General features: G+C 45.9%; 18 protein-coding genes and 1 pseudogene. 11 read left to right on the top strand and 8 right to left on the bottom strand.

Annotated features, from left to right (window positions below):
* Nucleotides 1-146: 146 nt before the first annotated feature.
* The 4 genes and pseudogenes from NL626_RS16990 to NL626_RS16975 form a co-directional block, all read right to left on the bottom strand.
* Nucleotides 147-579, bottom strand: a pseudogene (locus tag NL626_RS16990) (DUF2809 domain-containing protein).
* Complete coding sequence (creD, locus tag NL626_RS16985; RefSeq protein WP_253657567.1) at nucleotides 566-1,906, bottom strand: cell envelope integrity protein CreD; 1,341 nt, start codon at nucleotides 1,904-1,906, stop codon at nucleotides 566-568. Before creD ends, NL626_RS16990 begins: the two are co-directional and overlap by 14 nt.
* Nucleotides 1,907-1,981: 75 nt before the next feature.
* Nucleotides 1,982-3,424: a two-component system sensor histidine kinase CreC gene (gene creC, locus NL626_RS16980; RefSeq protein WP_213962502.1), complete on the bottom strand. Its 1,443-nt coding sequence runs from the start codon at nucleotides 3,422-3,424 to the stop codon at nucleotides 1,982-1,984.
* On the bottom strand, nucleotides 3,424-4,134 hold the full coding sequence (locus tag NL626_RS16975; protein ID WP_213962314.1) for a response regulator: 711 nt from the start codon (nucleotides 4,132-4,134) through the stop codon (nucleotides 3,424-3,426). Before NL626_RS16975 ends, creC begins: the two co-directional genes overlap by 1 nt.
* Before the next feature lie 259 nt (nucleotides 4,135-4,393).
* On the opposite strand from NL626_RS16975, the gene NL626_RS16970 reads away from it, so the two are divergent.
* On the top strand, nucleotides 4,394-4,906 hold the full coding sequence (locus NL626_RS16970; RefSeq protein WP_005374970.1) for a DUF2799 domain-containing protein: 513 nt from the start codon (nucleotides 4,394-4,396) through the stop codon (nucleotides 4,904-4,906).
* Nucleotides 4,907-4,940: 34 nt separating this feature from the next.
* Here NL626_RS16970 and NL626_RS16965 read toward each other — a convergent pair whose 3' ends face one another.
* Nucleotides 4,941-5,399 carry a GNAT family N-acetyltransferase gene (locus tag NL626_RS16965; protein WP_033906688.1) on the bottom strand — a complete coding sequence of 153 codons (459 nt, stop codon included), beginning with the start codon at nucleotides 5,397-5,399 and terminating at the stop codon, nucleotides 4,941-4,943.
* 24 nt (nucleotides 5,400-5,423) lie between these two features.
* Nucleotides 5,424-5,894, bottom strand: a complete 471-nt coding sequence (locus NL626_RS16960) for a GNAT family N-acetyltransferase (protein ID WP_033906687.1) — start codon at nucleotides 5,892-5,894, stop codon at nucleotides 5,424-5,426.
* A 132-nt stretch (nucleotides 5,895-6,026) separates the two neighbouring features.
* Here NL626_RS16960 and NL626_RS16955 point away from each other — a divergent pair, with 132 nt between their 5' ends.
* The 10 genes from NL626_RS16955 (at nucleotide 6,027) to NL626_RS16910 (ending at nucleotide 17,226) form a co-directional block, all read left to right on the top strand.
* Nucleotides 6,027-7,217: an MFS transporter gene (locus tag NL626_RS16955; RefSeq protein ID WP_213873769.1), complete on the top strand. Its 1,191-nt coding sequence runs from the start codon at nucleotides 6,027-6,029 to the stop codon at nucleotides 7,215-7,217.
* Nucleotides 7,192-8,160, top strand: a complete 969-nt coding sequence (gene yidZ, locus NL626_RS16950) for an HTH-type transcriptional regulator YidZ (RefSeq protein ID WP_047102388.1) — start codon at nucleotides 7,192-7,194, stop codon at nucleotides 8,158-8,160. The genes NL626_RS16955 and yidZ overlap by 26 nt, the downstream gene beginning before the upstream one ends.
* Nucleotides 8,161-8,301: 141 nt before the next feature.
* Nucleotides 8,302-9,171 (top strand): DMT family transporter, encoded by an 870-nt coding sequence (locus tag NL626_RS16945; protein ID WP_047102389.1) that lies wholly within the window; start codon nucleotides 8,302-8,304, stop codon nucleotides 9,169-9,171.
* A 388-nt stretch (nucleotides 9,172-9,559) separates the two neighbouring features.
* Entirely contained in the window at nucleotides 9,560-11,734 is a 2,175-nt protein-coding gene (locus NL626_RS16940) for an FUSC family protein (RefSeq protein WP_253657566.1), read from the top strand.
* Nucleotides 11,735-11,744: 10 nt separating this feature from the next.
* Nucleotides 11,745-13,388 (top strand): TolC family protein, encoded by a 1,644-nt coding sequence (locus tag NL626_RS16935; RefSeq protein WP_033906682.1) that lies wholly within the window; start codon nucleotides 11,745-11,747, stop codon nucleotides 13,386-13,388.
* Nucleotides 13,388-13,591, top strand: a complete 204-nt coding sequence (locus tag NL626_RS16930) for a DUF1656 domain-containing protein (RefSeq protein WP_005374946.1) — start codon at nucleotides 13,388-13,390, stop codon at nucleotides 13,589-13,591. The genes NL626_RS16935 and NL626_RS16930 overlap by 1 nt, the downstream gene beginning before the upstream one ends.
* A 12-nt stretch (nucleotides 13,592-13,603) precedes the next feature.
* Nucleotides 13,604-14,494 carry an HlyD family secretion protein gene (locus NL626_RS16925; protein WP_047102391.1) on the top strand — a complete coding sequence of 297 codons (891 nt, stop codon included), beginning with the start codon at nucleotides 13,604-13,606 and terminating at the stop codon, nucleotides 14,492-14,494.
* Between the two features lie 16 nt (nucleotides 14,495-14,510).
* A complete protein-coding gene (locus tag NL626_RS16920) occupies nucleotides 14,511-15,197 on the top strand; it encodes a potassium channel family protein (protein ID WP_017634413.1) in 687 nt (228 codons plus the stop codon).
* Entirely contained in the window at nucleotides 15,190-16,338 is a 1,149-nt protein-coding gene (locus tag NL626_RS16915; RefSeq protein WP_005386936.1) for an AI-2E family transporter, read from the top strand. Before NL626_RS16920 ends, NL626_RS16915 begins: the two co-directional genes overlap by 8 nt.
* A gap of 216 nt (nucleotides 16,339-16,554) precedes the next feature.
* The gene (locus tag NL626_RS16910) at nucleotides 16,555-17,226 is read left to right on the top strand and encodes a DUF2057 domain-containing protein (RefSeq protein ID WP_017634411.1); all 672 of its coding nucleotides are present in this window, start codon (nucleotides 16,555-16,557) and stop codon (nucleotides 17,224-17,226) included.
* A gap of 59 nt (nucleotides 17,227-17,285) precedes the next feature.
* Here NL626_RS16910 and NL626_RS16905 read toward each other — a convergent pair whose 3' ends face one another.
* Entirely contained in the window at nucleotides 17,286-17,732 is a 447-nt protein-coding gene (locus tag NL626_RS16905; RefSeq protein WP_047102393.1) for an RDD family protein, read from the bottom strand.
* A 180-nt stretch (nucleotides 17,733-17,912) separates the two neighbouring features.
* Complete coding sequence (locus NL626_RS16900; protein WP_062730902.1) at nucleotides 17,913-18,677, bottom strand: ferredoxin--NADP reductase; 765 nt, start codon at nucleotides 18,675-18,677, stop codon at nucleotides 17,913-17,915.
* Nucleotides 18,678-18,856: the final 179 nt, after the last annotated feature.

Below are 18,856 nucleotides of genomic sequence, written 5' to 3'. Positions count from 1 at the left end.
ATAAAGAGGCGAGGTTTACAGCCGTTCTCTATTGGTCAGTGACCAAAGGTACACGCGTTTGAGTAAACTGATTTTGAGCCTCTTACGAATACCTCGTTTGGAATGGCGGAGTCGGTTTGGTAGCACAATGGCTCTCATCTCGGTTTTCATTTCTTTTCCATCCACCAACACAGTAGACCTCCGATACAGTAAGCCAGCAGATCTTTCCAATCAAATGTGGCGCCCAAAATCACAGCCAGAGGCGATGAAGATTCGATACCAAGCCAAACCGCGACCTGTAACAATTGCCCTAACTCAACAGCGAACGCAATCAACACCACCAATGAAACCAGCCAGTTAACGGGCATAGAGAACATACTTGCAAGAAAGTAGTAGAGCCAAACCACAACGAGAACATCACCAAATGTCGGACGAATAAAGCTGTCTCGAACATAGAGTGCAATAACGACCAATGCGATAAAACACACCAAGCTTTTCTTTCAGTCCATTTTTTGCAGAAAATCGCAGGTGGATAGCGGATGTCTCTTCCACCATATCACTTGGCTGACCAGTGAGAATTGCTCGTTTAAACATCTTCATGATTCGCCTTTGCGCTTTCTTCTGCTTTCTTATTTCGTGCGTACCAGTCGATGTTGCGTGTAATAACCATAGTGAAGCTCAAAATCGCGAAACACAGCAATGCCCCCATAACCAATGCGTAGCTTTCTGCTTGTAGCAAGCCAAACAGTAATCCGTAGAGAGTGAGCAAACACGCTCCGAATATCGCGCCGTGCTTGGTGTTGCTCAACATACCGCTCACGTACACACTTAAAAGCCCCGTCGATGCGACTGCCGACACCACATACGCCCAGTTAAAGCCTAGGTGTTCACTCATCGAAATCAGCAACAGATAGAAAAGCGCTAAAGCCAGACCAATAAAGCCGTATTGCACTGGGTGAACCGGACGCGCTTGGAACAGCTCCAGTAAGAAGAAACTCGCAAATACTAATGTGATAACCAACAGTGAATAGTTCACAGCTCGGTGAGATTTCAAATAGTGGTCCACGGGATCAATCAAATCTACGCCCATTTGTCGCTGTTCAAGCTCGTGACAAGCGTGATTCGATGACAAACAGCTTTGGAACAGCTGCGCGATATTGGTAGAGAAGTTATTGCTCGCCCACTGTGCATTAAATCCATCTTCAGATACCTCTGACGACACTGGTAAGTAATCACCGATAAAGCTTGGATGTGCCCAAGTTGAAGAGAGTTCAACCGTTGTTTGACTGCCAATTGGTGTGACTTGAAGCTGTCCCATCCCTTGTAGCAAGAAGTTAAGATCGAATGCCAAAGGTTGTGCTGGGTTTAGGTCTGCAAGTGTCAGATCACTGTGGAAGCCTTGTGGTAACTGATTTAACCCCGTCCCCGGTGCGACTTCGATATCAGAGCTCGCCATGGTCATGTCATCCAAACGAATCAATCCACGGCTGTCTTCAATGCCAACCACTAGACTCATGTTTTCAATATCAAGCCCCTGCAATGCCGTGAGATCGTCTGCATCGAAAGTGCCTTTCAGTGCCACTTGTGCTTTGTATAAACGCGCACGGTAAATGCCTCGGTACTTTTCAAAACTGTCCAGATTCGCGCTCATATCAAAAGTGCTAGGTAGGAGGAATTTACGACGCTCTTTAATCTGTACTTTGTCATCTCGGTAACTGGTTTCGGTGTAGTTAACCATGATGAATGGACCAATGATGCGCTGCTCGCCGCTGCTGCTGCGTGCGATGTCGTTTCTGACTTCATCTTGGCGATATGAGCGCTCTGAGATTAGCCCTGTGACCATTGAAAGCGGGATTTGCAGTAAGACAAACAAAAACAGCACGAAGGCGAACTTCGTGCCGAGTTGGTTGTTGAGGATCTTTTTCATGTTTCATTCTCCATTTGCTGATGGAAGTAATCTAAATCAGCAATTTGGAGAACGAATGGAGCTAATGTGGAGTTTCTATGGAGTTGGTAAAACCAGCGTCACTTTCACGCCAGAATCGACGTTTTCGACTTGCAACTTACCCTTGTGCAGCTTGATCACTTGCTCAACAAAATTCAGCCCGAGCCCAGTGCTCTTAACACCATTTTCCCGAGCGAGGGAGTAGAAGCGCTCGGTCAAACGAGGCATCGCGTAGTCAGGAATGTGAGGACCTGAATTGAAAATCGACAAGCACACTTTCTCTTTCGCGACCTCAGCTTTCCATTCAATGCATCCCTCCGAATCAACAAAATCCAGCGCATTGTCCATCAAGTTAAAAACGGCTTGTTTCAGCAAGAAGGCATCACCAAGCACGGTGAAATGTTCATCAATTTGAGTGTTGGCAATCACAGACTTAGCACTCAAACGCGCATCCGCCGATTCAACCACTTCATTGACCATTTGTTTTAGCGAGATAGCTTCGACTTGTTCTAGTTCAGGGCGCTTTTCAAGACGAGCCAGTTCTAGCAGCTTATCAATCAATGACTGCATGCGATCGCTTTCTCGCTCAATGTTGCCAGCAAAGCGTGTGACCTTTTCTTCAGGCAACGGCATTTGCAATATTTCACTCGCGCCTTTAATCGCTGATAACGGACTTTTCAGCTCATGAGTCAGCGTCTGTACGTACTCTTCCACATATTGTTTGCCATCGAGCTGATTGCGCATTTTCTCTAATGCGTCGCTTAGCGTGCCGTACTCGTAAAAGATACGAAATGTTGGCTTAGAGACCTTTTCACCCTCACCCATTTTGGTCGCGTAGTCTTCTAGCTTGTTCAGTGCCGAGTGAATTCGCCAAGCAAACAATGCCCCTGCCAATAGCACTAAACCACTCATCCACACCATCCAAAACAGCACATTGCGTTTAGAAAGATCGATGAAGGGTTGTACTGAGCGATTGGATTTTGCCACCGTCACGCTGCCAATGATTTCGCCTTTGTGATAAATGGGTGCAGCAACGTGCATAACGGTTGAGAGCGGATCTTTCGGGTCTTCGATGGTACTGCGCGCGCCGTATTGACCACGCAACGTGAGATACACATCGTTCCATTGCGAGTAGTCTTTGCCTACGTCTTGCTGCCAAGAATCCGCAATCACAATGCCTTGTTTATCTGTGATGTAAATTCGATGGTTGATCGCTTTTTTGCCAATTTCCCAAATGCGCGCTTGGGGTTCTCGCTGCCCATAAGCCGCTAGTAGTTTGGAGAAGCGACTCTCAGACAACTTTCCGTTCGCAACATCTTCTTCTGCCAATACCGCAAACAAGTTCGCCATATCCACCAGCGTCTCTTCGGTGGTTTGGCGCACGGTTGGCTTAAGTTCTTGGACAACGGTTTTGCTCACCATGTAAGCCGTCATCCCGACTAAGATGAAGTAGAGAAAAAACAGTCTGAGTCCAAGTGGGATCTTCGGCCAGCGATTCATCATTCACCTTTAATGCAGTAAAAGTAACCAAAGCCACGCTTGGTACAGATGCGTTCAGACATCTCAAACGGCTTCAACTTATGGCGAATGGCTTTGATGTGGGTATCGATATTGCGCTCGTATGCAGCCTCTGGCGCCATGTCTGCCGCGACCATGAGCTGCTCTCGGCTCAATACATTGGAAGAGACGGAAATCAGCTTATCGAGGATCTTAAATTCCACCGCAGTTAACCCAAGCATTTGTCCACCGACACCGTAGTCGAAGTTCTGCGCAACCAAATCTTGACTAAATTGAGGTTGTTCTGGAACAGCTACAGGCTCTGGTTTGTGCTCCATCATTGGCGCTTTAGCTTTGATTCGAAGTTTAATGCGAGCCAACATTTCGCGCGGGCTAAATGGCTTAGTCACGTAATCATCCGCGCCAATCTCCAAGCCGACTACACGGTCAATTTCATCGCTTCTTGCGGTGAGAAAGATAATGGGAATATCAGAAAACTCACGGATGGTTTTGCACAATTCAAAACCATTGCCATCCGGTAAGCCTACGTCTAACACAAGTAACGATGCTGAGTTATGCTGCAAAAAGGCCAAGCCCTCTCCTGCTGTTACAAGCCACTCTGCGTGGTAGCCATCCATCTCTAATACATGAATCAGGTTCTCTGCGATAGCAGATTCATCCTCGATAATAAGGACGGTGGGTTGTTCGCTCAATGTCTTAGCCTCATTGACGGTGTTTATCTTTATGTTGGTATTATCACTTAATTTGGGGCCAAGGCTAGTGGATTGATGCAGCAAAGGCGCAGTTCGTGGATAATACTAATCAAACACACTTCTATTCAGCATAATAAATTTATCACTTAGATTAATGAGTCACCACAATTGTGAATACAATGATTTCAACCATTGATATGAACAGTGTTCATTTTAAACTCAAGTTATCAATTCGATTTTATTTAAAGGACAGTCACTGATGAAAAGAGCGCTAATCCCCCTGGCTTTACTGACTTTGCTCTCAGGTTGCGCCAGCATGTCTCCGGATGAGTGCAAAACGGCGAACTGGTACAACGTAGGTTATCAAGATGGCCGAGATGGCAACGATCCAAACATTATCAATAGCTATACCGAAGACTGTGGTGAAGCGGGTGTGACACCCGACCGAGCGAAATGGAAAGAAGGCTTTGATAAAGGCACTATCCAATATTGCTCACCAGACAATGGGTACACTGTCGGTATCGAAGGCAAAGAATACTACGGTGTGTGCAGCAGCAAAGAGTTCATTGAGAACTACCAGTTAGGTCATCAAGAATATCAACGCCAGCAACGCATCCAACAAATCGATACTGAAATCTCGGTCATCGATAATCAGCTTGATGGCAATCCAGACAAAGACAATGCCAAGAGACTGAAAGAGAAGAGAAAGCGATTGGCTGACGAGCGTTCAAGCCTCCTATCGCCAACCATCAACTTGAATCTGAATTTCTAAATCGATTGGATTTAGCTTCTAAAAATTCATGGCCCTAGCTCAGTTCTAGGGTCATGAATTGACTGTTCGGATCGAGTTCGTAATCCCCGAACGGCTCGCAGTACACAAAGCCATGCTTTTCATACAACAGGCGCGCTGGTTTAAAAAACTCCATCGAGCCCGTTTCTAAACTCAAGCGCTGCAAACCTTTTTGCTTCGCTTGCTCAATCACATGAATCAATAATTGAGATGCCACACCTTGGTTTCTTGCCGTAGGCGTGGTGCGCATGGATTTCAGCTCCGCGTGTTGGTCATCCAACTCTTTAATCGCCGCACACCCAAGCAGTTGCTCACCTTTCCATCCGGTCCAAAACGTCACTTCTGGCGCTTTGAGCTTATCTAAATCTAACGCATGCACGCTTTCTGGTGGCGATGTAGCGTACATGTCCTGTAAATGTCCTTCCAACATCGCAATCACTTGCGGCCGTTCTAAATTGTCGATTTCAATTCTCATCTTTCCATCCTTGGTTTTTCATAGCTAAAGCGGCTGTCTCATAATGTGCTGCGGTCCAACTGGGCCGCCGTGGTAAAGCTCATTGGTATCTTCAAACCCTGATTTTAAATAGCACTGATAAGCAGGTATGTTGCGGCAATTCACAGTGAGATAAAGCGCATCAAACTCGGGATAATGGCGTTTGGCGAAATCGGCAAACTGTTGAATGGCTTGCTTGGCGATGCCTTTGCCTTGATGACGGTGATCCACCAGCAAAGCCCGCACGCCTAAACTGTTTTCCGGGCAAAAATCGTATTTCTCACTGTAAGCTGCATCAAATAGAAAAAAGCCAACCACATCATCGTCTGTCAAAATCAGATGCGGAAGTTCTGTAGGTTCAAGACGCGTAAGCATTTCACCCACATCCGCGACCGTAAACTGCGATTGCTCTTCTAGCACGCTAAGTTCGCAAGTTTGTTCATGTCGCTCAGGCGAATACTTTTCAATGGTAATCATAATCTTCCTTGTTGTTTTTATGCTCAATTCATACAGGGTATGTCGTAAATAGAAATACCTGGTGTCGTATTTCCCACTCGCAGGCAAACGTTTAGCACTCTATTATCCTCGCCATTCGATAGAGAGGTTTCCATGTCCCGTTTTTTACTTTGTAGTTTTGCACTCGTTTTACTCTACCCTACTGCCATTGATTTGTATCTTGTTGGTTTGCCTCAAATTGCGTCAGATCTCAACGCCAGTGAATCTCAGTTGCATATTGCATTTTCGATCTATTTAGCTGGCATGGCTACCACCATGTTATTCGCGGGGAAAATTGCAGACTCTGTGGGACGAAAGCCTGTTGCCGTCGTCGGCGCGATGATCTTCGTGCTCGCGTCTTTTCTCGGCGGGATGGCTGAGCAACCAAACACTTTCTTGATTGCTCGCTTTTGCCAAGGCATCGGGGCTGGATCTTGCTATGTCGTCGCATTCGCGATTTTACGCGACACGTTAGACGATGAACGCCGCGCGAAAGTATTGTCGATGCTCAATGGCATCACCTGTATCATTCCAGTGATCGCACCCGTGATTGGTCACTTGATTATGCTGAAATTTCCTTGGCCGAGTTTGTTTACCACGATGGCAGGAATGGGCATTCTCGTCAGTGTATTGGCCATTTTTGTTCTCAAGGAATCACTACCCAGCCAACAATGTGAAGAACAGACAACGCCAGAGAGCCATCAAGAGACTTTCTTCGAGCGATTTTTTATCAGTAGGCTGATCATTACTGCACTTGGAGTGACCACCATCCTGACCTTTGTTAACGCTTCACCAATTGTTGTGATGAGTATGCTTGGTTTTGATCGCGGTGGCTATTCTTCCATCATGGCGGGGACTGCGACGATCAGTATGTTGATTTCGTTCTCGGCGCCATTGGCATTGGGGATTTTCAAGCAGCGAACCTTAATGATGAGCTCTCAAGGATTGCTCGTTTGTTCAGCCATCGTGCTCAGTGCAGCCCATTTCCATGATGGACAACCTTTTTACTATGTGTTCGGACTTGGGCTGATTTGCGCAGGCTTCGCTTGTGGCTTTGGCGTGGCCATGAGCCAAGCGCTCAGCCCATTCTCTCAACAAGCTGGCGTGGCAAGCTCGTTACTGGGCATTGCTCAAGTTTGTAGTTCCGCGTTCTATATTTGGTTTATGGGTTTCATCGGCGTTACTGCACTGAATATGTTGGTGTTTATCTTAGTGCTAGGTAGCGTAATCAGCCTTGCTCTAATACTATTGATTCCAAAGCCTGTTCACGATACCCATTATGAAGAAATCCCTAGCGCGACTTGATTTAAACTTACTGTTCACTCTGCAATTATTGTTGCAAGAGCAAAGCGTCTCGAAAGCCTCGAAAAAGCTGAACGTTACGCCCTCTACCGTAAGTAAGTCGCTCAACAAACTTCGTCATTGGTTCGATGATCCTTTGTTTGTCAAAACACCTAAAGGTCTTGCGCCAACGCCCTTGGCGCAAAGCATGGAGCAAGATCTTGCAGAATGGCTGCAAATTGGCTGCCAGATTGCAGAAAAACGCAGCGATATTACGCCTAAAGGAGTGCGTTTTGATATCACGATTGAGTCGCCATTAGTGCTCACAATGCTGGACAGACTCATCGTCGCTATCCACCAGCGATACCCTGAAGCGAAAGTAAAAACCAGTAACTGGGATTACGACTCACTCGACGCCATCATTCGAGGCGAGGCGGATATCGGTTTTACCGGCCGAGAAAGCCACCCTAGATCGAAAGAGTCGTTGGATCTTCTGCCTTATTTCTTGGATTTTGAGATTCTATTTTATGACCTGCCGATGGTGTATTTACATAAAGATCATCCGGCATTACAGCAAGAGTGGAATCTCGAGACCTTTCTGAGCTACCAACACATCAATATTGTTTGGGAAAAAAGTGAAACTTGGGCGTTGGATGAAGTATTAACGGAACTAGGGCTACAGCGCTCTATCGGGCTGACGATGTCCAACTTTGAGCAATCTCTTTTTATGGCAGCGCAGCCGACGCATGACATGATCACCACCGCGCCGCACTATTGCAAAAGTTACACAGAAAAGCTGCATCTCGATTTGGTGTGCTTGCCAATTCCATTAGACCAAGCTCAACAAGACAAGTTACTGATTCCATTTACCATGATTTGGCATAAACGCAATGCGTACAATCCCAAATTGCTATGGTTGAAAAACACCATTAAGTCATTGTACAAACAACCTTCCCAACCACAGTAAGACTCAGGCTAAGGTCAGGTTTTCTCTGGTTATTTTTAATGACTTTCTTGCTCTGATAGCTATAACTAATCACTTTATCAACTAATAAAAATGTTCTTTTGGATCTACACTAGCTGTTCATTTACACGCTAAGGATCAAGGATGTCGACCTTTTTACTCACTGCCATTGCAATGCTGGCGTTCGCTGCCAATTCATTATTGTGTCGAATTGCCTTGGCAGAAGGGTTAATTGATGCAGGAAGCTTCACGCTCGTTCGATTGATATCTGGCGCGATTACCTTAATCGCAATGCTTGTCGTGAGAGGCCAGTGGAAAACCGATCGGCCAACTTCTCGCTTTCGCTTTTTTGCTGGCGTGGCGTTATTTGGTTACGCTGCCCTTTTCTCTTTCGCGTACTTACAACTGGCGACAGGAACCGGTGCTTTGCTTTTGTTTGGTGCCGTGCAACTGACGTTACTGGCAATCTATTGGTGGCAAGGTGAGCGCTTTCAGTTTCTCGAAATCATCGGTATCGGCCTTTCGATTGTTGGCTTTGTTTGGTTAATGTTGCCATCTGCCACTCGCCCCGATATCAGTTCTGCACTTCTCATGTTGATTTCTGGCGTTTGCTGGGCTGCGTTTACTGCGCTCGGCAAACAAGCGCCTTCTCCAAGTAGTGGCATCACGTGGGGATTCATCGCTGCATCTATAATTGGCATACTCCTATCACCATTGATGCTGTCCTCAATCCACCTTTCTTTGAGCGGAGTGTTGCTCGCTATCGCATCTGGTGCCATTGCCTCTGGCCTTGGTTATACGCTTTGGTACCAAGTCGTACTTAAGCTCTCTTTGCTTCAAGCCGCCGCCAGCCAACTTTCCGTGCCAGCCATTGCTTTGCTACTCGGCAGCATCGTACTCCACGAGCCTCTTTCACTGCATATTCTTTTAACCAGCGGCATCATTCTTGGTGGGATCGCTTTGGTTTTTTTATCTCGATCCAAAAAAACAAACGAACAATCGGCAAGCCGATAAAAAGTAATAACTTTCCCTCTCAAGTACCCATTCATCATCTATGCTTTTTAAAGCATTAAAGCTCATTGCAGATGGTACAAGTGGTCTGCTTTGGTACCAGGCGAAGAATATAAGGTGAGAATTGGCTCACACAATGCAGCGATTTTGTTTCAAAAGTGAGAATCATCACAGATCGCGAATTTGCTCGTTTTAGGCGTTTCACCAATAACGCCAAGGGCTAGCACGAGATCAAGCCAAATACGCACTTTTTGTTTTGACAAAGGGTTTACAAAGCACACTTTTTCACCCGCTATATTCCGCCCCCCGAATTTATTCAGAACAAGATTCTGATTATTCATATAAGAAATTCATCAACTTATAACGATAAGCCTGAGCAAACTTTGACACTATGAACGACAAAATAAAATTCGCTATTAAAGTATCGCTTAGCCTAACTCTGGCTTATCTGATCCCGTTTGCCATGGGTTGGCCGCAAGCATCGACGGCCGCAACCACAGTGATGCTGATTGCATCCACAGGCAGTCGTCGTGAATCCCTCGCCAAAGGTACCTTACGCGTGTTAGGTACATTGGTTGGTGCCGTGGTTGGCTTGTTACTGGTGGGGTTGTTTGCTCAAGATCGCTTGCTGTACATGCTGAGCGTGTCGGTTGTGGTCTCTTTCATTTTTTACTTCCGTAATGCCTATCAAAAAGATCCTACGCTACTCATGCTGACCGGTGTGATGACACTGATGATGTCCAATGGCGGTGACGCAGAAGGTGCGTTTCTTTATGGCGTTGACCGCGCCTATATGACGGTGTTTGGGGTGGTGGTTTACACACTCGTGGGGACTTTCTTATTCCCGACCAAAACAGAACAAAACCTAAGACAGCTCATCGAACAACTCAACCAAGCACAACGCGCGTTGTTCACCGCTATCTTGCAAAATTTCGAGCAAAAATCGGCAGGGCAAATCTCTCCTCAAGAAGGCGGAGAAGAAAATCCAGAAGCTGAAGAGCCACAACCTAGCGTGGACACTCTCATCGAACAGATGTTTGCCGCCCAAAATGCGCTCGAACAGCGCTTTGCTACGGTCAGTGTGGAATGCAGCGACGTGTCGGCCTACATGAAAGAGTGGCGCTTGGCAGTTCATTTGAACAAGCAGGTAACGCAACAATTGACCGTCGCGGCGCACAGCCACTTTAGCCACCAGCAAGACCGTGAAAGCATCAGCAACTTTGATCAAGCCGTGGCGGAAATTGACGCGCTATTTGATACCTGCCAACAAGTCTGGGAAAAAAAAGAACCCGCTTATCGTGCTCAGGAATTCAAAGTCAAATACAACCAAGCGTTGCTAGAAGACGCAGCTCACCTAGAGAAAGGCTCTGCGCTTACGCTTGGTCACCTGTTGGAACTGATGCATCAAAACTTGTCGCGTTTAGCGGAGAGCATTAGCTGTATTGACTCTGTGACGAACAATGTCTCCTTTGACGTGCCACTGCCGAAACCGAAAGGCAAGTTTCTATGGTGGGACGCAGAAAACTTTAAAACCGCGGTCAAAACCTTTGTCACTTATTGGGTTGCTGGACTGATTTGGATTTATTTCAATCCACCAGGCGGCTATTCATTCGTGGTCTTCTCGACCATGTTTATGTCTTTGCTGTCGTTCGTGCCTGTGCACCCAATTTTGTTGCTTGTGCTGTTCACTTTCGGCTTCTTGTTCGCGGTGCCTTCTTACGTCTTCATTCTTCCGCAATTGGATCTCGGGTTAGAACTTGGCCTGTTCATCTTTATCTACACCTTTATCGGCTTTTATCTGTTTAACGGGCCAGTGACGATTTTCTATATGATTGGCTTGTTTGTTCTTGGTTTAGACAACAACATGTTTTATCACTTCGGGATCCTCATGACGATCATGCTGTTGTTCTACATGGTGGTGTTCATGATTATTTTCGCGCACTACTTCCCGTTTAGCTCACGACCAGAACACCTCTTTTTGACCATAAAAGAACGCTACTTCCGACATACCCGAGAGCTGTTCACTACCTATCAACAGCAGTCCAGCTCGGTTATTACGCCGCTCAAACGGGCCTTGCACTTGGTGACGCTCAATGTCTCATCGAAAAAGCTCAAAGTCTGGGGTTCGAAAATCAACCACAAACACTTTGATAAAACCACGCCAGAAGCGATTGGCGCGTTTAGCAAAGCGTGTGATGTACTCAGTAATCACATCAACATCTTAATGGCCGCCGAGAAAAAGTTGATGGCCAATCCGCTGATTACTCAGCTTCGTCAACAACACCGCGATTCCATCATTCCTTTGATGGCAGGCGCTTTAGCCAGCCATCAAGCAACACAAGAACTCGACTCCGTATTCGACCAATACAGTCAGGATTACCAAACATTCGAAGATAAACTGGAAGATTTTTTTAGTGAGTTGGATTTATCTGACTACTCTTATTCAGAGATAGCCGGTTTTTATATCTTGCTGAATTTAAAACGGAACGTGTTCGAAGCAATCAAGCATTGCAAGCAAACCTACGAGGATATCGATTGGGTGAACTTACAACAGAAGCGTTTTTAAAGGTGGGGATATGATGCTTCCAAAACTAACCAAACCAAGCCTCGCCATACTTTCTTTGCTCGGACTAAGTGCGTGTACCACGGTAGGACCAGATTATGTTCATCCAAAGCAGGCGCCACTGCCAAGTGACTGGTCGGTGCAAAAAGCAGCCAAAGATACGCAGCAATCAGAGCAACAGCTACAACAATGGTGGCAGCAATTTAATGACTCAACTCTTAATCAGCTGGTTGAGTTGGCGAGCAAACAAAACCTCGATTTAGAAGCCGCAGGGCTACGAATTGTCCAAGCACGTTCATTGCTTGGTATTTCGACTGGCTTGCAATACCCACAAGTTCAAACCGTGTCAGGAAACCTAGCGCGTGCCTACGTAAATGATCAGGGCGTGAATAACGCCACTTTGTCGTTTGATGCTGCTTGGGAAATGGACGTTTGGGGCAAGTATGCTCGCGGTATTGAGTCGGCAGAAGCGGGTTACTACGCATCCATCGCATCGTATCACGACATCATGGTCACTATAACCGCCGAAGTGGCGCGCAATTACATCAACTATCGCACATTCCAAGAACGTATTTTGCTGTCTCGCCGCAATATCGAGATTCAAGAGCGTGTCGTACGTATTACTCAGGTGCAGTTCGACTCTGGCAACGTTACAGAATTGGACGTTCAACAAGCTAAAAACCAACTCTACACCACCAAAGCAGCGTTACCGAGCCTCGAAGTGGCAATGAAGCAATCACGTACTGTGTTGGCTTTGCTACTGGGTCTGTTACCAGAAGAAGTAGATCGACTGCTACAGTCGGATGGGATGCACAAGCAAATCGCTGAGTACGAAGCCCAGTTCAAATCGACGGGCAGAAAATCGGCGCTATCGGGCACCGACGAGCGTTCCATTGTGCCACGTCCACCGCTTTTGGATACGCAAGTGGATGCTAACTTAGTGATGCGACGTCCGGATTTGCAAGTCTCTGAGATGCAAGCTCGCGCGCAAAGTGCGCAGATTGGCGTGGCAGAAACCGCTCTGTACCCAAGCTTTTCGTTGTTCGGTTCCATCGGTATCGACAGTACGGTTCCCGATGGCAGCAGTTTCAGTTTTAGCGATTCGCTCACCATGGTGGTTGGCCCAACGTTCAGTTGGAACATTTTCCAATACGGACGCGTGAAAAATAACATTCGTTTCGAAGATGCTCGCTTCCAAGAAACGCTGACGAACTACAACAAAAAGGTACTGCAAGCCGTTAATGAAGTCACCAATGCAATCGAAGCATATGACCTGTATTTGCAGCAAAAAGATTTACGCTTGCAATCGGTCAACTCTTCCATTCGTGCGTTCAACATATCCATGACACAGTACGAAAACGGACAAATTTCATTCGAACGTCTGCTTAACTCGGTAGAAAAAATGACCCGCGCAGAAGACAGCTACGCAACGATCAAAGGTAATGTTGCGAACCAAGTTGTCGCGCTCTACAAAGCCCTCGGTGGAGGCTGGCAAACCCAAACAGGCAAACCTTTCATCAGTGAATCGATTGCCACGCAGATGACAGAGCGCACTGACTGGGGAAGTTATTTAAATGAAGAAAACCGCGTATTGCCGCCTTTGCGACTCGAAACTCCGGCTGAGACCAGTGATGAAAACAAAACGGAGGATCGGTAATGCCTCATGAACTCTCTTGGGGAGACGTTTACTTTTCTCCTACGCTACTCGTGCTCTTTCTCGCCGTCACGGCCACGTGGATAACGGTGATGATATTGAACAAGACACGTTTGTCTCGCTTCATCGCTTTTCCGTCTCTGACGTTTATTGCCATCATGGTCGGTTATGTGGTGGCCATCGACAGCTTTTATATTCAATTTTAGGTGCCAAACAAGATGAAAAAACTATTCGTAATCGCACTCAATCTTGTCATTCTTGGTGGCGCAGCTTGGCTCGGCTATCAAAAGTTTGAGGAATACTTTAATAACCCATGGACACGAGATGGGCAAGTGCGTGCTAACGTCATCAAAGTGGCTCCTCGCGTATCAGGCCCAATTGTAAATGTCGCGGTGCAAGACAACCAAGAAGTAAAAACGGGGGATTTACTGTTTGAAATCGACCCTGCGACTTACCAGGTTGCGTTATCTCAAGCCGAAGTAGCACTGGAGCGCTCCATTGTTAGCTCTCGCGGTAAAAAAATCGAATATGACCGCTTAAAAGACATTCGTGCCAAAGACCGTGGCGCAGTTTCTCATAAGGATCTGATTCGTCGTGAAATCGCTTACGAAGAATCGCTACTGCAAATCAAATCTGCAGAAGAACAACTAAAATCAGCACGCCTTAACCTCAGCTTTACCAAAGTTTATGCGACCGTCGATGGTTTTGTATCTAACCTCGATATTAGAAACGGTACGCAAGCGGTCGCAAACCAACCACTGCTCGCACTGATCGACAAAAACAGCTTTTGGGTATTTGGTTTCTTCCGTGAAAACCAACTTGCGCAAATCGAACCTGGCAGCCAAGCGCGTGTCACTTTGATGTCTCACCCAGACACGCCAATTGACGCGACGGTTGACTCGATTGGTTGGGGTATTGCGCCCAAAGACGGCACGGTCGGCTACAACCTTCTTCCAAACGTAAACCCTGTTTTTCAGTGGATTCGCTTAGCACAACGTATTCCGGTGCGAATCTCCCTACAAGAACTTCCTGAAGATGTTGATCTTCGATTCGGGCTTTCTGCGTCCATCATGGTGATGAAAGAGTCATCCGCAGACAGTGAACAATAACTAAGTGAGAAGAGCCATGGTCATTGGTAAAAACCTCAAAAACATTAATGAAGAAAACAACTTCTTCTATCTAACCTTAGCGCTAGTGATTTTGTTGCTAGGGAGTGCGATGGCACAAGTAGTAGGTGAAGGGACGATTGAACACATACTTCAGGCTTTCACGGTTCTGACGTTTATCGTCTGTTTTGCGAGCCTTCGCTTTGACAAAACCTGGTCTCGTTTCCTCTACAGCCTGTTTGGTGTTTGGGTTCTTGTGATTGTGATCAAGACCGTTTTCGACATCAGAGAGATGAATGTGGTGATGCTTGCCCTCACCTTTGCGTTCTTTTTCGGCACTTTCAAATCCATCGCAAGACAGATTCTTTTCACCGGCCATGTCAACAGCAACAAAGTCATTGGCTCGGTAGCGCTTTTCTTGCTGCTTGGTCTGATGTGGGCGATTGCCTACCTCATTCTGCTTGAGTTTTCGCCTGAAGCCTTTACCGGTATGGAAGCGATTTCTTGGGGGCAGAACTTCTCCAATGCAGCGTATTTCAGTTTCGTTACCTTAACCACGCTCGGTTATGGCGACATTAGTCCTCTAACACCACTGGCTCAAGTCGTGGTGTATTTAGAGGCCATCACAGGTGTTTTTTATATGGCGATTGTTGTTTCAAGTCTCGTCAGTTCTAACATTGATCATCAGGTAAACAAAAATGGATAAACAATCGGTAAAAATCGACAGTAAGCTTTTCATCAGTAATATGGTGGAATCGGCAATACGCATTGGCTTGATCTTTGTCTTGCTGATGTTTACGTACGACATCATCAAACCCTTCATCCTTCCGGTTATTTGGGGCGCTATTATAGCCGTCGCTTTAATGCCGCTTACCCAAAAATTGCAGCGTGTATATGGTGGTCGTAGAGGCTTGGCAGCCACAACCATTGCTTTACTTGGTATTGCCCTCCTTGTCACGCCACTTGTTATGGTATCAGGCTCCATTGTGGATGGTGCAACGCACGCGCTTGAAGTACTACAAAATGGACAAGTGAAAATACCAGGGCCAAAACCTTCCGTAGCGGATTGGCCTATCGTGGGTGATAAGCTCTACGAAGTGTGGACCCTATTCGCTACTAATCTTGAACAAGCTATTCAAACCTTTATGCCACAAATAAAGGCAGGACTCACATCTTTACTGGGTACACTGGGGGGCGTATTGGGAAGTTTACTGCTTTCAATCTTGTCACTTGCGATTGCAGCAGGTTTCATGACGTACTCTGAATCTGCAGCATCAGGCTTAAGAACCATCGCGATTCGAACCGCTGGTGAAAACGCAAAAAGCTGGACCACGCTTATCGCTGCGACAATTAAAAGCGTACTGCTTGGCGTAGTCGGTGTAGCGGCAATTCAAGCACTGTTGATCGGTGCTGGTTTCTTCGTATTTGGCGTTCCGGCAGCAGGTTTACTCACACTGCTTCTAATGATTTTATGTATCGCTCAGCTCCCGGCGTTGCTCGCAGTGCTACCTGTGATTGGCTTCATGTACATGACCCAAGACACCTCAACAGCAACCATGTTTACTGTTTGGGTCGTAGTTGCGGCTCTTTCTGAAAACCTGTTCAAACCAATGTTAATGGGACGTGGCGTCGACGTGCCAATGCCTGTGATTCTGCTCGGTGCCATCGGTGGTATGCTTTTCTACGGCATCGTTGGTCTGTTCTTAGGTGCCGTTATCCTAGCAATTTGGTATGAGTTATTTGTTTGGTGGTTGAGCATTGAGAAAGCACAACAGCAAGAAGAAATGGCAGAACAACAAGACGCTTCTGATGACCAATCAGAACCTGGACACGGTGCTGGCATTTAATAAATCAATAAGTTAGAAAGAAATTTAATCTATAACTTATGATATCAAACCGCTGCATTTCAGCGGTTTGATTCTATTTGGATCACAGTTTCGTCGTAATAAATGCGATAAAAATGACGTTCTTGTTAAATTTTCATACTTATTACACTTGGGAGTTGCAATCGGGCAATGAACGATGCACTCTCGATGACCACTAATTTGCTTAGGATAAAAACAATGAAATTGATCAAGCCTTTAACTTGTGCGCTTGCTCTCGCAATGAGTGGCATGGCATTCGCAGATGTAACCGTGAGTGTTCCTGACAACGTTTCAGTATTGGCGGCTAACGGTGAAAAAGCAGATCTTTCGGGTGGTTTTTTCGCCTCTGAAAGAACACTGACGTTACCTGATGGCCTTAACCAAGTCGTATTTCGTTTCGCCCCTTACTTCAACCAAGGTAATGACCGTTTAAGTGTTGAAAGCGATGTTATCGTTACACGATTTGACGCGACCAATGCCGAACTCACTCTACAAATGCCAGAATACCGCAACCTACGTGATGCGGAAGAGAAGATCAAAGACTTAGATTGGAAACTGGTTGATGATTCTGGCAACGCAATCGCGGTTGACCAGGACAAGTTGCTCAAACCGGGTATGCAAATCGGTCGTGATTACGTACGTGAAATCGAAGATTATAACCAAGCTGGCGGTGCAGCAGCCGTGGCTTTTGCTGGCGCAGCAACCATGCAGCCAGTCACGCTTCCTGCAAAGGTTCCTGCGGATATGAAGCAAGTGAGAGCAACTGCGGTTAAAGCGGATTCGACAGCTGAAGAGATGCTGCACTTCTGGTACCAAAAAGCAGACGCAGAAACCAAAGCTCGCTTTAAGAAATATGTTAATCAACAGTAAATCTGGTTAACTTTATCGATATTAAAAAAGCCACTTCACGTGGCTTTTTTGATCAAAAATTAGGAAGCTTGGACAACTTTAGTATTGGCGATCAAGTCATGCAACAAACGTCGCTCCGGATGAAAGAACAACAATGCCAAATTTACCAACGGGATCCCCGGAATGAGCATCTCCAGCAAGTAGCTAATAACAAGCCTTAACCCTGCTGTAACTTTCGTTGCCTTACTATCATTTTTCATTACAACTTTAATACCAATCATGCGCATACCAATGGTTTGCCCATGACTCAATGCATTCCAGTTGATCATTAAAACCGTTGGTAAAGAAAGCAAGTAAAACGCCTGAGTTTCACGAACAAGCGTGAGGTTATCTGCTAAAGAGAGCTGAAAGTCGTTAAGAAAAGAGTTAATACTCAATGCGATGATTAACACGACCACCATCGTAAAGAGCAGGTCGATAAAACCAGCAATGATTCTCTGTTGCTTGCTCGCGATAAAAGCATACATGGACTTCAGTCACCTCAATGTAATTGGTTAAGCGAGAATGACTGAGTGTACAGACGCGCAATGGTGAGCGCAGTTTAGGTATTGCCAACATAATATTCAACTAAGAACATACTAAATCGCGGTCGTATCTCAAAAGTAATCATTACATCTTGAGCATAACCGTATCAATTTAACAAAACGCTACCAGTAACGTTCGTAAATGATATTTCCCCCGGTTTGATGGCGATACTTTTCCAAGCCTAGCTCTTGTAAGACGGGCACGGTATCTTTGATCATTTGTGGATTCCCACACATCATGACAAAGCTACGCTGAGCTGAGAATGGCGCATCAGCGGCGTTGGACAGTAAACCCGATTCGATGAGTTCAGGAATTCGGCCTTGTAATTTACCATCAACCACCTCCCTGCTGACTATCGGTATATACTTTAATCTGCCTTCATATCGTTGCTGAAGCTGTTCAATTAGGTATTTATAAACCAGATCTTTTTCGAAACGAACGGCATGAACCAGCACAATGCGCTCATTGTGAGGCGGTAAGTTTATATCATCCAGCAGCGATAAAAACGGTCCAATCCCCGTACCTGTAGATAGCAGCCACAGGTCATGAGCCTGTTTAGGAATAGAATCATGGGTTAAATCGCCATGTGCAGTGGCACCGACATAAATGCTATCACCAGATTTAAGCTTTTGGAGCCGTGGAGAAAGTTGTCCTTGAGGGTCGGCTACTATTAGAAATTCCAACCAATCGAATTGCTCGCTTGGCGCATTAACCACGGAGTAAGCACGGCTGATCGGCTTACCTTCATCATCAAGCAAAGCAAGCTTGGTGAATTGGCCAGCTTTAAATGAAAGAGGCGCGCCAGATATTCTCAAACTGAACAGCTCACCTGTCCAATCAATGCGTTTCTCAACTCTTGCGAGGTTGAAACCTTTGAGTTCAATCATGAGACACCTCCTATCTGGTTACTCTTAGTTAAACTTACGCCTTCAAATCGATTATGTAAAGTTTCTAGTTTACATAATCAAACCACCATTTCATTTCACATTTTAAAAACAATTTTATTACATATTAAATGATTACATCTAGAATAAATGCTCAAAGTGATAAGTCGCGTCGCAATTTG

This window comes from Vibrio sp. Y58_MX_L22 (assembly GCF_024181865.1).
GTDB classification, from domain to species: Bacteria; Pseudomonadota; Gammaproteobacteria; order Enterobacterales; family Vibrionaceae; genus Vibrio; species Vibrio alginolyticus.
Note: the sequence above shows the minus strand (reverse complement) of the source record. Positions and strands in the feature narration are given on the sequence as shown.